Origin of the sequence: Massilia endophytica (assembly GCF_021165955.1) — a bacterium.
GTDB classification, from domain to species: domain Bacteria; phylum Pseudomonadota; class Gammaproteobacteria; order Burkholderiales; family Burkholderiaceae_D; genus Rugamonas; species Rugamonas endophytica.
Window position 1 is genome coordinate 437,055 of sequence record NZ_CP088952.1, and the last position, 14,854, is coordinate 451,908.

Consider the following 14,854-nt stretch of genomic DNA (forward strand, 5'->3'; position numbering starts at 1 on the left):
CCTCTATTCGAAATGGCACAGGGCGTTCAATTGCGCGAGCAGCTCATCGCGCGCCAGGGGTTTGGTGAAGTAGGCATCGGCGCCGAGCGCGAAGGCCTTCTGGCGGTCGGCCACTTCGGAAGCGATGATGATGGGTACATGCCTGCGCCGCTCGTCGCTCTTGGTCTGGGTGAGCCAGCGCCAGCTGTCCTCGCCGCCCAGGTAGAGATCGAGGATGACCGCCGCGGGCGTTTCGTGCGCCCAGGCCTGATCGGCCTCCCAGATGCTTCGCGCGGGCACCAGGCGGTAGGGCGTATTGCGCAGGAAGCCCCGGTAAAGCACCAGAGTGGAGCGGTCGTCCTCCACGGCCAGCACGGGTATGCCGCTGGCGTCGGCATCCATCGGACTTTCCGCGAACGGCAGCGGTTCCGGCACCGCCGCATGCACCAGGGGGACGGTAACGCTGAACGTGGAGCCCTGGCCCGGCGTGCTGGCCAGCGCCACATGGCCGCCCAGCAGTTCGGCCAGGCGGCGGCATAGCGGCAGGCCCAGGCCCGTTCCCTTGACGCGGTGCTGCAGGCGGTTTTCCACCTGCCCGAACTCCTCGAAGATGATCTGCTGGTGCTCCGGTGCGATGCCGATCCCCGTATCCTCCACGGAGAAACGTACCGTTTCGCCATCGTCGGCCAGCGCTGCGCTCACGCGAACCCGCCCGCGCTCCGTGAACTTCAGCGCGTTGGAGATGAAGTTGCGCAGGATCTGCGACAGCTTGGCCTCGTCCGTCATCAGCGTGAGCGGCGCCTCGGGCTCGTCGAAGACCAGCTCCACGGAGGCGCTGACCAGGAGCGGCCGCAGCATGCCGCGCAGGGCGCTGAACATGTCGTGCACCTCGAAGGCCACCGGGTGCACGTCCACCTTTCCCGCCTCGATCTTGGCCAGGTCCAGCAGGTCATCCACCAGTTCGGCCAGGGATTCGGCGCCCTTCAGGATGTAGCGCACCTGCTTCTCCTGCTCGGGCGCGAGGGGGCCGTCCACCCGGTCCAGCAGAAGCTTGGAGAGCGCGCGGATGGAACTGAGCGGCGTGCGGAACTCGTGGCTCATGTTGGAGAGGAAGCGCGTCTTCATTTCGTCCGCCCGGCGCAGATGGTCGGCCTTCTCGTCCAGCTCCGCATACAGGGCGACCACGCCGCGGTTGGTGTCTTCCAGCTCGCGCGTGAGCTGCACCAGTTCGTCCTGCCGCGCCTTCAGTTCGGCCAGGGTGGCGAGCAGCTCCTTGTTCTGCTGCTGCATCTCGGACAGGGTGACATCGGCGGGCAGGGACGTCAGCTGAGCGCCCATGGCGCCGATCGCCACCGGCGTCAGCAGCTCCGCCGTCGGTGGAAGCAGCTTTTTCAGGACGATGGTGGTGCCTGCCCCCGGCGCCGTGCGGATATCGCACTGGTCCATCAGCCGCCGCGCACCAAGGATGCCGAGGCCCATGCCCGTATTCGACTGGTAGCGGCCCGACAGCACAAGATCGAGGTTGACAATGCCGGGCCCCTTGTCTTCGATGGTGATGACCAGCAGCTGCGGCGCCGTTTCGCCCTCCACCGCAAACTCCACGCGGCCTTCGCGCGCGTAGTTGTAGACATTGCGCGCCAGCTCGGAAACGGCGGTGGCGATGCGGGCCTGGTCCTGGCTGTTGAAGCCGCAGAGCGCGGCGATCTGGCGCGCGCGCTGGCGCGATGCCACCACGTCCAGCTCCGCATGGATGCCCAGGCTGAGGATGCGCAGGCTCATGGCGACCATCCTTCGCGGTCACGCAGCACGAGCACAGTCACGTCGTCGCGGTGGCGGCTGCCGTCGCGGAACAGCACACCCGCCACCAGGGCGGGGTGGCAGTGCAGCAGGCCGGGGTAGTCGCCCAGGTCCCAGCGCGAGGCCAGTCCGTCCGAATGCAGCACCAGCATGGTGTCCGCGTTCCAGGCTGCGGAGAATTCCTGCACCTTGCGCATATTGCTGCCGACGATGCCGTTATGCGATACCAGCTGGCGCCGGTCGGACCCGTCGAAGATATAGGTGGCGATATTGCCGATGCCGGCGAAGCTGAGCGTTTCATGCAGCATGTCGATGCGCGCCACCGCCACCGCCGCGCCGCGCGTTGCGCGCAGGGCGCCGTGAGCGTCCTGGATGAGGGTGGCGGCGGGAAGACGCGGTTCCTGCATCGTCACCGCGGCCGCGAGTTCCGAGGCCTGGGCCGCATGCATGCCATGGCCCAGGCCATCGGCCACCAGCACCGTCGCTTCCGTGGCGCCCAGCGCGAGCGCCCAGCTGTCGCCCGCCACCGTTTCGCCGTGCATGGGCAGGCAGACCACGCCGCAGTGAACCGATTGCGTGGGCGGTGCGGCATTGCGTGGCCACAGCTGCATGACGATGGCCGAGCCCTTGCCGGGCTGGCTGTAGATATCGAACACCTGGGCCAGGCGGCGCATTGCGCCCAGGCCCACGCCGAAGCTGCCCGCCGTGGTGGTGCCGTCCTGCAGGCTGGCCGCGAGATTGGAGAAGCCCGGGCCGCTGTCCAGGGCCAGCACCTCGATTCCCCGGGCGGCGCCGCTGCGCAAGGGCCGCAGGAGGATATGGCCGCGGCCAGCATGCTTGAGGATGTTGGTGGCCGCCTCGGTGACGGCAATGGCCACTTCTCCCGCTGCCGTCTCGTCGAAGCCGCTGTGCGCGCAGATATCGGCGGCCGTGCGGCGGCAGGCAGCGATCTGGCTGCTCTCGTTGACCGGATGGCAGGTCTGGCGCAGTTCCGCCCCTAGAATGGTTTCCATTTGCTGATCTTTACTGTGGTGCCTTGCCCCGGCGCCGATTCGATATCGAATTCGTCCGCCAGGCGCTTGGCGCCGGACAGGCCCAGGCCCATGCCGCCGCCAGTGGAGTAACCGTCGGCCAGGGCCTGGGCAATATCGGGAATGCCCGGACCGTGGTCGACAAACGTGAGTCCGATGCCGCGCCGCAGCCCGTTCTGCAGCTTGTGCAGATGGGCCTCGCCGCCGCCGCCGTAGCGCAGCGTGTTGCGCGCCAGTTCGCTGGCCGCGGTGATCATCTTGGTCTGGTCGATCAGGCTGAAGCCTGCGCCGATCATCTGCTCCCGCACGGACTGGCGCAGGCGCACCACATCTTCGTCGGAGCGGATCGGCAGGTTCAGCGCGGCCACGTCGTACTGGTTCAAGAAATCCGCCTTTCGCCCCGCATCATTCGGGGCGCTGCAGCAGCTTGACGCCCTGCTCGACATTGAGGGCGGTGCGCACGCCGTGCAGCGTCAGGCCCAGTTCCACCAGCGTGATGGCGACGGCCGGCTGCATGCCCACCAGCACGGTGCGCGCATCGAGGACGCGCGCCATGGCGGCGGTGTTGCTGATCATGCGGCCGATAAAGGAGTCCACGATATCCAGTGCCGAGATGTCGATCAGCACGCCTCTTGCGCGGTCCTTGACGATGCGCGCGGTCAGGTCGTCCTGCAGGGTCATCGCCAGCCGGTCGTGCATGTCGACCTGGATGGTGACGAGCAGCAGGTCGCCCATCTTTAGAATGGGAATGCGTTCCATGGCGCGCTACTCAGGCTGCAATTGCGGTAACGCTGGCCCCCACGCGTTTCAGGGCAACCAGGAAGGCGTCGGCCAGGGTGGCTTTGGTGATCACATCTTCCAGGTTCACCCCGAGGTGGACGATGGTCTGGGCGATCTGCGGGCGGATGCCGCTGATGATGCAGTCGGCGCCCATCAGGCGCGCGGCGGCCACGGTCTTCAGCAGGTGCTGCGCCACCAGGGTATCCACGGTGGGCACGCCGGTGATGTCGATGATGGCGATGGAAGCGCTGGTCTCGATGATCTTTTGCAGCAGGTTCTCCATCACCACCTGGGTGCGGGCGCTGTCCAGGGTGCCGATCAGGGGCAGGGCCAGCACATCCTTCCACAGCTGCACCACGGGCGTGGAGAGCTCCAGCAGCTCCTGCTGCTGGCGCAGGATCACGGCCTCGCGGCTCTTCTGGTATTCCTCGACGGTGAGCAGGCCAAGGCGGTCGAACAGCATGCCCGTTTCGGCCACTTCCGTCGCCAGGGCGGCCGGATCGCCGGCCATGGCGGTGCGCAGCAGGCCGAACAGGGGCTCCTTCAGGGAGAAGATGAACAGGGCGGTCTCGGTCGGCGTGTAGCCCTGGCGCACGCGGCTGGCGGAAATGTCCTGCAGCAGGTGGCGCACGTCGGTCCAGCTGGCGCTGTCGATGTCGTAACTGCCACCCTTGTCCAGCGCCTTGATCAGCTGCGGAACGAAGCGCATGGCCTGCTGGCGCATTTCCGCCTCGGCAGCCTTGTCGCGCCGCACCATGCGCGACAACATGCCGTTCAGCCAGCCCTCCAGCAGGGCATCCTGATGTTCGGTGAGGATTCTGGCCAGGTGGCCGGTTGTTGCCAGACTCATGCGTGCTCCGGAGAAATGTTAAAAAGAATCGGAGCAGTGTAGCAGCGGAGTTCGTAAACCCCGTGCACAATTGGAAATTGTTGTTGCCGGAACAATATGGCCACAAAAACAAAAGGCAGGCCCGCAGGCCTGCCCCTTGCGTGGCGCGGCGGCGCTTAGAATTTGTAACGCAGGCCGGCCAGGAATTCGCGGCCGGTGACGTTGTTCACCACCACGCTGTTGCGTGCGCGGCTGATGAACTGGTCGTTTTCCTCGTTGGTGAGGTTCACGCCTTCCAGGGTCAGCTCCAGCTTGTCGTTGACCTTGTAGGAAACCGACAGGTCCACGTTGAAGGTCTTGTTCTTGCCCTCGACGTCGTTGTTGTTCTGGCCCGGCACGCGGGTCAGGAAGCTGGAACGCTGGGCCGCCGAGACACGGGCGCTGAATTTGCCGTCATCGTAGTACAGCGTGGCGTTCCAGGAACGCGGCGACAGGTTCAGGAGGTCGTCCTCGATGGTGGAGCTGGCGTTCGGCGAGATCAGGTACTGGATCTTCGACTTGACCCAGGTGTAGTTCAGCAGCGTGCCGAAGTTGCGGCCCCAGGACGGCAGGAAGGTGAAGGGCTGCTGATAATTCAGCTCGAAGCCTTTCAGTTTGCCGCCTTCGGTATTCACCGGCGCCGACACCTGGAACACCTCCTCGCCCGTGAAGTTCGCGGGGAGCAGGGACATCGGCAGGCCCGTTTCGCGGTAAGGCACGTTGGTGCGCAGGGTCTGGATATAGCTGTCGATATTCTTCTGGAACAGGCCCAGGCCGAGGAATGCGTTCTTCTGGAAGTACCATTCCAGGCTGCCGTCGAAGGTCTTGGCGCGGAAAGGCTTGAGGAATGGATTGCCCGTGGTGATCGACAGCGTGCCCGTGGTGGCGATGGTGCCGCCCGGCGACAGGTTGGCGAGTTGCGGACGGGTCATCACCTTCGCCGCGCCGAAGCGGGCGATGAAGTCCGGCGCCAGGGTGGCCGCCAGGTTCAGGGATGGCAGGGTGTCGCTGTACTCATGGTCCACCGTGACGGCCGTGCCACCGCCCGCCGCCTGGTAGCCGGTGGCGGAGAGTTCGGTCTTCACATAGCGCACGCCCACATTGCCGCGCAGCGGAACCTGGGCCAGCTCGGTGTTGAAGTCGGCCATCAGGAAGAAGCCGTTGTCCTTCTCGGTGACGGCGCGGTTGTTGCCGCGCGCATTGCCGTTGGTGATGGAGGACAGGGTGAAGTCGCCCGGGCCGCCCGCAGGGCCGCTCTTGATGCAGTTGCAGTAGATATCGTAGGCCTTGGCGATGGCGTTCAGGTTGGGAATGACCCACGAGGTGGCGGTGCCGGAGGGCAGACTGAGGCCGCTGCCGAAGCCCGTCAGCATGGTGGTGAGGTCGCCCGAGCCGGATGGCGGCGCGAAGATCGTGTCGTTCTGGTTTACGCGGCGGAACTCGTAGGAATCGAAGCTGTACTTCTTGTGGTTCGCGCCGCCGCGGAAGGTGAGGCTGTCGCTCGCTTCCCAGGCCAGGCTGATTTCGCCCGTGTCGTTGCGGTTAGTTGCGCCCTGCGGACGGATGCGGATTTCGCTCGTCGTGGTGTTGGGCACCGTGGTCGGCTGCGCGCCGCTGGCCACCACGGGAACGCCGACGATGCCGAAGGTGTTGCCCGGATTCGCGGGATCGAAGGGATAGGTGATCGAAGGCAGGCGGTCGCTGTTGCGGAAGTCGATGGCGTAGCCGTTCACGTTCAGCGCATCCAGGGTGGTGGTGGTCTGCACCGGATTGCGGAACTTGGAGGTGGCGCGGCCGATCTTCGCGTTCAGGCGGATGGTGTCGGTGACCTCCTGTTCCCAGCTCAGGGTGGGCTGGGTGAACGTGGTGGTCAGTTCGTCGTAGCGCGACTCGGCGCGGATATCCACGCCGTTGTACTTGCCGTAGAGGAGGGCGCCGTTGGGCGCGTACTGCGCTTCCACCACGCTGGTCTGCGGCTTGCCGCCCTGGCTGGCGCTGCGGCTGAAGGAGATCGCTTCCAGGAAGTCTTCCTGGCGGGTGGCGTCCAGCTTCGCATACAGCATGTCGAAGGTGAGCAGCGAGCCTTTCATCGGACGCCACTGGGCCGAGGCGGTGAGGCCCGTGCGGTCCTGGTCGTGCGTGAGGCGGCCGTAGCGCGGCAGGCGCGGATGGAAGTTGTTCGCGTTGCTGGCGAGGTTGTAGGCATCCGTGGCGGCCTGCGATGCGGGCAGGCGCGGCACGCCCTGGGCCGCCGGGCCGCAGGTGGTGGCGGTGGAGTTGCTCGGGTTGGCGGTCACGCCCTGCGGCGCGCACCAGCCGCCGGAGGAAGGGCCGTTATCCCAGCGCACGGTGCTGAAGCCTTCTTCCAGCACATTGCGCTGCGAGAAGGCGCCGGACAGCAGCCAGCCGAACTTGCGGTCCGAGCTCGTGTCGGAAAGCAGGAAGGCCACACGCGGGTCGGTCTTCTTCGACATGTCGTTGTACTTGCCCTTGGCCGTGACGGTGGCGTTGAAGCCGCGCAGGTCGAAGGGACGCATGGTCTGCAGGTCCACGGTGGCGCCGAGGGAGCCTTCGTCCACATCGGCCGAGGAGCTCTTGCGCACGGTCAGGGTGCTGAAAAGCTCGGAGGCGAACACGTTGAAGTCGAAGCCGCGCGAGCGGTTCGCGCCGCCCGAGCTGTCGGTGCCGCCGGTGGTCGCCAGCGCTTCGATGCCGTTGATGCGCACGCGGGTGAAATCCTGGCCCAGGCCGCGCACGGTGATATTGCGGCCCTCGCCCGCGTCGCGGTCGATCACCACGCCCGGCACGCGCTGGAGCGATTCGGCCAGGTTGGTGTCGGGGAACTTGCCCATGTCCTCGGCCTTGATCACGTCGACAATGCCATTGTCCTCGCGCTTCTTGTTCAAGGCGCTTTCCAGGGAAGCGCGCAGGCCGGTCACGACCACGGTCGCCGGCGCTTCGGGAGGCGGTGCGGTCTGGGCCTGCACAGCGGCGGCAATGGCCGTGAGGGAGGTGGCGCCGGCGATGCGCGCAAGGCGTCCGAAAGTCCGCGAATGGGGGCTGAATTTCATGCTATCTCCTAATCGTTTTTATTGACTACGTTTCGCAGCATGGGCGCACCGGGCGATTGCTGTTCCCGATAATTGGTCAGGCCGCAAACCCTATTCTAGGTTAGTTTTTTGAAATTTGGTCAGTCCAGATAATATTTTTTTGAAAAGTGGTCTGGCCAGAATGCTGGCAATGTTGTTAAAGGGATACAAACAGAAAGCCCCGCGAAGGCGGGGCTCGGATCAGGGCAGGGTTTTCAGCGTAACGCTGATGGGGTGCCGGTAGCGTTCGGCCATGGCGGTGACATAAGCCTGCCATTGCTCGCGGCTCGTGATCTCCCCCGCGCGGTCCCAGGCGCCGCCCGCATAGTAGCGGACGGGTTTGCCGGATACGGCGTCGGCCAGTATCAGGTGGTTCATCGCATCCTCCGCATAGCCTTTCGCGCCGGGCAGCACCACGGCCACGCCGAACTGGCCCTTGCTCTTCTGCTGCACCCATTGCAGGAGCAGGCCGCGCGCCGGGTCGCGGTCCATGGCGATGGCGGGGTCCTGGAATTTGTCGGTGGGCGCCTTGTTCAGGCCTGCGGCCATGATGAGCGAAGGCTTGCCGGAGAAGGTGAGGGTGCTGTCGATCTGGTCCAGGTAGTGGCCCGCGTCCACGGTGAAGCGCTTTACTTCGCCGACCTGCGTTCCCGCCGCATCGAAGCTGTTGTAGCGCAGCTCGAAGATGGCGCGCACGGGACCGTTGGCCAGCAGCTTCCAGCTTGCGTAGTTCACGCTCGTGTACAGGGCGCTGCCGTCCCACACGCCCGTGCCGCCGGCGCCGCGCGACTTGCCCACGTTGTACATGTCCATGCCCTCGCCCTCGTCGTGGTGGTAGTGGTCATGGCCTTTGTTGTACCAGCGGTCGACGATGGGGTAGGACACGCGCTTGAACCACAGATCCAGGCCGCTCGTCACCAGCACCTCCTTGCCGCTGCCCGGTTCCGCAGGCGCGGCGAGCGCGGGGCCGTAGGTGCGGTGGCCCAGCTTGTCGTTCTCCCAGGCGAAATCGTCCAGGCGCTCCTGCACGTAGCGGGCGTAGGCCTTCACCGGGAACACCGGCGACAGCGCCTCGATTTTCTCCACCGTGAAGGTGGCCTGCTTTTCGCCGGGCGCGAAATTATGCTGGAAAATCAGCTCGCCATAGGCGATGCCCTCATTCTTCGGGTCCTTCGCCAGGGGCGCAACATTGGTGACCTGGTGCGGCAGCACGCGGCCCTGCGCATCCTTCACGGCGATATGCTGGATCAGCGCGCCGGGCAGGGCGCGGTTCACTTCCGCCCAGGGCACGGTAATGGTTTCGGAAGGGCGTGCGGCGTTCAGGTCGTGGCTCACCGTGACCAAGAGCGCGGCGGCCAGCGCATCCGGCGCGACCATGGCGAGGGCGGGAAGCAGGGCTGCAAGGGCAAGACGTGCACTCATGATCGGAGCCTCAGTGATGTTCGCGGTAATCGGTCTTGCCGCCGTCGCGCGGCATGTAGTGGTAAGTGCGCACGCGGTATTCGATGCCGATGTTCCTGTTGTTGATGAGGCGGATGATCTCCGCTCCAGCCATCAGCATCGGTCCGTAGCCGTGCAGCGCATGCACGCTGGTGGGACGGTTGTAGTAGTAGACCTGGTCGCCCGCCAGCGTGGTTCCGACGCAGGTGCCTTCGACCTGGCCTTTCGCATTGATTTTCGTGGACAGGCCCGCCCATCCCGCCTGGGCCACCGAGCCGTAGGTGGTGGGCGGCACCCAGCCTTCGTTGACGGCGTGGGCGATCACGTACACGAACATGGCGCTCGCGGAGGTTTCCAGGTAGGAGTCGCTACGGTCGATCATCTGGTGCCACAGGCCGCTGCCCGACTGCCGCTCGGCGATGCCTTTCAGCGCGGCGCGCAGCTGCGCCAGCACTTTCGGGTAGCCGGGATGGTCCTTCGGCAGCACATCCAGCAGGTCGGACATGGCGAGCACCGCCCAGCCGTTCGCGCGCGCCCAGTAGAAGCGCGGCGCGTCGGGGATGTTGGCGTGCCAGCCGTGGGTGTAGATGCCTTCCTGCGCGTTGAACAGGTACTTCGACATGTTCAGCACATTGTTCACCGCGTCGTCGTAGTGGCCCATTTCGGCCAGGGCGGGAATGCTCATGTACATATCGTCGCCCCACAGCGATACGGCCTGCGGACGCTTGCGCGCCATCGTGCCGTCCGGCAGGCGGAACTGCTTGTTGGCGACCCAGTCGCTGCAGGTGGCGATCATGTTCGCGAGGTCGGGACCGATCTTCGCGTTCCGCGCGCGCATGAGGGCTGCGCACATCGAGCCTGCGTCGTCCAGGGCGCGCGGGTCGAGGAAGCGGGAGAAGCTGTTGGCGCGTTCAAGGTGGAACTGCGCTTCCTGAGCCTTGAAGTAGGGGAGGGTATCGGCGAAGAACTGCAGGTGGCGCCGCGTCATCGCGGTGAAGCGCTGATCGCCGGTGATGGCGGCCGCCTTCATCAGGCCCGAATGCACCACGCCCATTTCGTAGACCATGATGCCGAAGTCGCCCTTGGCCGGTTCGAAGATGGCGTCCGCCACGGGCTTCTTCAGGTCTGCTATCGGCTGGCCCGTCTTCCTGCTGACGACGCGGGTCGGCGTGACCTCGTCCATGTAGTTGCGGATGCGGAGCAGCTGCTCCGTGATCTCGCTGGCCACCGGCATCTTGTAGGGCACGGGATAGCTGCCTTCGCCGGGATCGTCCTTCGATTTGTTATCGGGATTGCGGTAAGGGCCATCCGCCTGTGCAGCGCCCAGCAGCAGGCAGAACAGCCCCGCCCCGGCCAGCGCCCTGGTCAGTGTGCTCACATGGTCTCCGTTATGAATATGCGAATTTGGTCAGGCCATTCTAAATTGGTCTGGCCAAATTCGCAAGGCGGACTAACCGCTTGCGCGCGAAAGGATCAGCCGCGCGAGAAGACGCGGGTCACGCGTTCGAGGTGGGCGCGCATGGCCTGGCGGGCCGCTGCGGGATTATGGGAAGCGATGGCTTCAAGGATGTTGCGGTGGTCGAGCAGGGTCTGCTTGCGCAGTTCTTCCGTCTGGAAGTGCTCCTTGAGCTTGTGCCACAGGCTGCCGCGCTGGTCCCACAGGCATTCGATCACGCCCACCAGGGCCGCGTTGGCCGTGGCGCGGGCAATGGCAAGGTGGAAGTTGCGGTCGGCCTGCTCGTTGCTGGCGCGGTCTTCATGGTGCTTTTCCATTTCCAGCACGGCGCGCAGGATGGCATCGACCGCGGAATCGGTGGCCACCTTGGCGGCGATGGCCGCCACTTCGCATTCGATCAGCTTGCGCGCGGCCAGCACCTCGAAAGGACCGGGACCGGATTCCGGCATGTTCGATTCCGGCGTGGCCTGCTCGCTCACGTACACGCCGGAACCGCCGCGCACTTCGACGATGCCGCCCAGCTCCAGCGCAATGAGGGCCTCGCGCAGGGAAGCGCGGCTCACGTTCAGGGTCGCCGCCAGCTCGCGTTCGGCGGGTAGGCGGGTGCCCGCCTTCATGTTCTCCTCGCGGATCAGCTTCTGGATCCGGTCGGCCACCACCCGGTACAGCCGCGGTTCGGCGGTTTGTGCGTCTTGCGGCCCGGCGGTTTTTTTCATTGAAGGCTGGCTCGAAAAATGTTGAGGAAAAAGCAGTTCCGGGGATTCTAGTGCGGCCCATGCCTTCTTGCAAGGCGCTTCAGCGTGCTAAAATCAAGGGCTTAACCAAGTGCGCCACGGAGGGCGCGTCACATGACAAAGACCAATCAACCGGTAGTGGGCGTGGTCATGGGTTCGGATTCCGACTGGCCCACGATGCAGGCTGCAGCTGCCATTCTCAAGGAATTCGGCGTCGCCTATGAAGCGCGCGTCGTGTCGGCCCACCGCACCCCCGACCTCATGTTCGAATACGCCGAGCGGGCGGCCGAGCGCGGCCTGCAGGCCATTATCGCTGGCGCTGGCGGCGCCGCCCACCTGCCCGGCATGCTGGCGGCGAAGACCACGGTGCCAGTGCTGGGCGTTCCCGTCCAGTCGCGCGCCCTGTCCGGCAAGGACTCGCTGCTTTCCATCGTGCAGATGCCGAAAGGGATTCCCGTTGCCACCTTCGCCATCGGCGAGGCGGGCGCCGCGAATGCCGCGCTGTTCGCCGTGGCCATGCTGGCCACCCACGACAGCGAGCTGGCCGCCAAGCTGGCCGCCTTCCGCCAGGCGCAGACCGACAAGGTCCTGGCGATGAACCTGCCCCAAGCCTGAGATTCATCCATGAGCAAACACACCACCCAGCGTCCTGCCATTCTCGGGATGCTCGGCGGCGGCCAGCTTGGCCGCTACTTTGTCACCGCGGCCCATGAACTGGGCTACCAGGTCTGGGTGCTCGATCCCGATCCCCACAGCATCGCTGGCCAGATCGCCGAGCGCCACCTGCACGCGGCCTATGACGACCGCGCGGCCCTGGACGAAATGGCGCGCGAGTGCGCCGCCATCACCACCGAATTCGAGAACGTGCCCGCCGAAACGCTGGACTACCTGGCGAAGTTCAAGCCGGTGCGTCCTGCCGCCGCCGCCGTTTCCGTCTGCCAGAACCGCCTGTCTGAAAAGGGCTTCCTGCGCGATAACGGCCTGCCGCACGGCCCCTACGCCGCCGTGCACACGGAAGCGGACATCGCCGTCGCTGGCGCTGATCTCTTCCCCGGCATCCTGAAGGTGGTGCGCTTCGGCTACGATGGCAAAGGCCAGGCCGTGGTCGAGGACCGCGAGGCGGCCGTTGCCGCCTTCCGCAACTTCAAGGGCGAGACCTGCATCCTCGAAAAGAAGCTCACGCTGGACTATGAAGTTTCCGTGGTGCTGGCGCGCGACGAAGAGGGGTGCACCCGCTGCTTCCCCGTTTCCGAGAACATCCACACGAAGGGCATCCTGGACATCTCCATCTCGCCCGCGCGCGCACCGCAGTGCACCCGCGACAGCGCCATGGAATACGCCGAGCGCATCGCCGAGAAGCTCGGCTACATCGGCACGCTGGGCGTGGAGTTCTTCGTTTCGAACGGCCAGCTGGTGGTCAACGAGATGGCGCCGCGCCCGCACAACAGCGGCCACTACACGCTGGACGCCTGCGTCACCAGCCAGTTCGAACAGCAGGCGCGCGCCGTGTGCGGCCTGCCGCTGGCCGAGCCGCGCGCCCATTCGGCTTCGGTGATGGTCAACATCCTCGGCGACATCTGGTTCGACGGCGACAGCTATCGCGAGCCGGACTGGAACATCCTGCTCCAGCATCCGAACCTCAAGCTCCACCTCTACGGCAAACACGAAGCCCGCAAAGGCCGCAAGATGGGCCACTTCACCGTGATCGGCGACGATCCGGCAAAAGTGCTCGAAACGGCCATGGCGGCACGCGCTGCAATCGGAATTACCGGCTGAAGGAAAAGAAGAATGGCACGCTCCCTGGCAGCCTTGTTTGCAATGCTGGTTCTGGGGAGTGCGCTTGCCGCGGAGCCGGTCTTCAACAATCCCCTCGTGCCGCAGCGTGCCGATCCCCAGGTTGTGCTGCAGGACGACGGCAATTACTACCTTGCCGCCACCGTTCCCGAATACGACCGCATCGAACTGCGCCGCGCCGCTTCGCTCAATGAGCTGGGCAAGGCAGAGCCGAATGTTGTGTGGCGCAAGCACGGCAAGGGCGAGATGGGAGCGCACATCTGGGCGCCCGAACTGCACCGCATCGGCGGCAAGTGGTATATCTACTTCACGGCAGGCCGTGCGGACGCGATCTGGGAGATCCGCCTTTACGTGCTGGAGAACAGCTCGCCCGACCCCTTCAAGGGCGAATGGATCGAACGCGGACAGCTCAAGACGGGCTGGGAATCGTTCTCGCTGGACGCAACCACGTTCGAGCTGCGCGGCCAGCGCTACTTGCTCTGGACACAGACGCAGCCCGGCGTGAAGGGCACCAACATTTATATTGCCCGCATGGACAGCCCGCTCTCGATCAGCGGCCCGGCTACGATGCTGACGCGTCCCGAATTCGACTGGGAGAAGAAGGGGCATGACGTGAACGAGGCCCCCGCGATCCTGGTGCGCAACGGCCGTGTATTCCTGACCTATTCGGCCAGCGCCACGGACGCCAACTACGCCATGGGCATGCTGACGGCCCGCGACAATGCCAACCTGCTGGACGCCGCGTCGTGGACGAAGTCTCCCCAGCCGGTCATGCGCAGCAGCGCGGCCACGGGCCAGTACGGTCCCGGCCACAACTCCTTCACCACCACGCCCGACGGCAAGACCGACCTGCTCGTCTACCATGCGCGCAACTACCGCGATATCAAGGGCGATCCCCTGCACGATCCCAACCGCCACACGCGCGCCCAGGTCATTCACTGGCGCGCGGACGGCACCCCGGACTTCGGCGAGCCCGTGGCGGACCGCTGATCAGCTGCGAACAGCGCTCCTGAACGCGGCCGCAAGCGCGGCAAGGGCCTCGCGCGCGCGGCCCTCGCGCACCCGCGTATGCAGCAGCACGGGAAGGCGCGGCAGCTCCGGGAGCCCCAGCCGCTGGCCGACATCGACAGCGCCGAAGGGCACCATGCGCGGGGCCAGCGCTGCGACTCCAAGACCTGCCATGACGGCCGCCGATACCGCCGCCACGCCGCCGCCCACGAATATCTCCGTCCAGGGCACGCCTGCCGCATCCAGAAGCTGCCCTGACATCACCCGTACACCGCAGGGCTCCGCCAGCGTGGCAATGGGCAGCGGCTCGTCCGCGCGGTGCTGCCAGCCGGGGGAGGCGAACCAGCCGAACTTCTCTTCCGTCAGCACTTCGCCGTCGCTGCGGCCTGCATGCAGGCGCACGATCACGGTATCGAGTTCACGGCGGTCGAAGCTTTGCAGCAGGTCGCCCGACGATCCGATGCGGATCTCGATCAGCAGCTGCGGGTCCTGCGCGTTCATGCGTGCGATCAGCGCGGGCAGCTCAGGCCCCGCAACGTGATCGCTGATGCCGATGGTGAGGCGCTGGCGTCCGCCCGCGAAGATGGCGAGGGCGCGCTTGTGGGCCTCCAGCAGTTCGCGCGCGGGATCGAGGAAGGCCGCCCCCTGCGCGGAAAGCTCCACATAGCGCGGCGTGCGTTCGATAAGCCGGAAACCGAGCCGGTCCTCCAGCCGTTTCAGCTTGAGGCTGACGGCAGCCTGCGTCGTATCCATCGCTTCCGCCGCGCGTGTGAAGCTGCCAAGTTCGGCGATGCGCACGAAGGCGTCGACGGCATCCAGGTCCAGTGGGCGATCCATCATTTCAGATAGTTATGATTAATATAAATATGCATATCATA

Annotated in this window: 13 protein-coding genes; 3 read left to right on the forward strand and 10 right to left on the reverse strand. The window is 65.6% G+C overall.

The window, feature by feature from the left end; genetic code table 11:
* Window positions 1-3: 3 nt before the first annotated feature.
* The 9 genes from LSQ66_RS02090 to LSQ66_RS02130 form a co-directional block, all read right to left on the reverse strand.
* The gene (locus LSQ66_RS02090) at window positions 4-1,758 is read right to left on the reverse strand and encodes an ATP-binding protein (RefSeq protein ID WP_231768164.1); all 1,755 of its coding nucleotides are present in this window, start codon (window positions 1,756-1,758) and stop codon (window positions 4-6) included.
* Complete coding sequence (locus LSQ66_RS02095) at window positions 1,755-2,789, reverse strand: ATP-binding SpoIIE family protein phosphatase (RefSeq protein ID WP_231768165.1); 1,035 nt, start codon at window positions 2,787-2,789, stop codon at window positions 1,755-1,757. Before LSQ66_RS02095 ends, LSQ66_RS02090 begins: the two co-directional genes overlap by 4 nt.
* Window positions 2,774-3,190, reverse strand: coding sequence for an anti-sigma regulatory factor (locus tag LSQ66_RS02100; RefSeq protein ID WP_231768166.1), 417 nt, complete (start codon window positions 3,188-3,190; stop codon window positions 2,774-2,776). The genes LSQ66_RS02095 and LSQ66_RS02100 overlap by 16 nt, the downstream gene beginning before the upstream one ends.
* A gap of 22 nt (window positions 3,191-3,212) precedes the next feature.
* On the reverse strand, window positions 3,213-3,566 hold the full coding sequence (locus LSQ66_RS02105; protein ID WP_231768167.1) for an STAS domain-containing protein: 354 nt from the start codon (window positions 3,564-3,566) through the stop codon (window positions 3,213-3,215).
* 10 nt (window positions 3,567-3,576) lie between these two features.
* Window positions 3,577-4,437 carry an STAS domain-containing protein gene (locus LSQ66_RS02110; RefSeq protein WP_231768168.1) on the reverse strand — a complete coding sequence of 287 codons (861 nt, stop codon included), beginning with the start codon at window positions 4,435-4,437 and terminating at the stop codon, window positions 3,577-3,579.
* Window positions 4,438-4,592: 155 nt separating this feature from the next.
* Entirely contained in the window at window positions 4,593-7,526 is a 2,934-nt protein-coding gene (locus LSQ66_RS02115; protein WP_231768169.1) for a TonB-dependent receptor, read from the reverse strand.
* A gap of 219 nt (window positions 7,527-7,745) precedes the next feature.
* Window positions 7,746-8,966 (reverse strand): DUF4861 family protein, encoded by a 1,221-nt coding sequence (locus tag LSQ66_RS02120; RefSeq protein WP_231768170.1) that lies wholly within the window; start codon window positions 8,964-8,966, stop codon window positions 7,746-7,748.
* A gap of 10 nt (window positions 8,967-8,976) precedes the next feature.
* A complete protein-coding gene (locus LSQ66_RS02125; RefSeq protein WP_231768171.1) occupies window positions 8,977-10,362 on the reverse strand; it encodes a glycoside hydrolase family 88/105 protein in 1,386 nt (461 codons plus the stop codon).
* Between the two features lie 95 nt (window positions 10,363-10,457).
* Window positions 10,458-11,156, reverse strand: a complete 699-nt coding sequence (locus LSQ66_RS02130; protein ID WP_231768172.1) for a FadR/GntR family transcriptional regulator — start codon at window positions 11,154-11,156, stop codon at window positions 10,458-10,460.
* Window positions 11,157-11,288: 132 nt separating this feature from the next.
* Here LSQ66_RS02130 and purE point away from each other — a divergent pair, with 132 nt between their 5' ends.
* From purE to LSQ66_RS02145, 3 genes are read left to right on the forward strand one after another with little or no spacing between them, the layout of a single operon-like run.
* Window positions 11,289-11,789: a 5-(carboxyamino)imidazole ribonucleotide mutase gene (gene purE / locus LSQ66_RS02135; RefSeq protein WP_231768173.1), complete on the forward strand. Its 501-nt coding sequence runs from the start codon at window positions 11,289-11,291 to the stop codon at window positions 11,787-11,789.
* A 9-nt stretch (window positions 11,790-11,798) separates the two neighbouring features.
* Complete coding sequence (locus LSQ66_RS02140; RefSeq protein WP_231768174.1) at window positions 11,799-12,950, forward strand: 5-(carboxyamino)imidazole ribonucleotide synthase; 1,152 nt, start codon at window positions 11,799-11,801, stop codon at window positions 12,948-12,950.
* A 12-nt stretch (window positions 12,951-12,962) separates the two neighbouring features.
* Window positions 12,963-13,958, forward strand: coding sequence for a glycoside hydrolase family 43 protein (locus LSQ66_RS02145; protein ID WP_231768175.1), 996 nt, complete (start codon window positions 12,963-12,965; stop codon window positions 13,956-13,958).
* On the opposite strand, the gene LSQ66_RS02150 is transcribed toward LSQ66_RS02145, so the two are convergent.
* Window positions 13,959-14,816 carry a LysR family transcriptional regulator gene (locus LSQ66_RS02150; RefSeq protein ID WP_231768176.1) on the reverse strand — a complete coding sequence of 286 codons (858 nt, stop codon included), beginning with the start codon at window positions 14,814-14,816 and terminating at the stop codon, window positions 13,959-13,961.
* Between the last annotated feature and the right edge of the window lie 38 nt (window positions 14,817-14,854).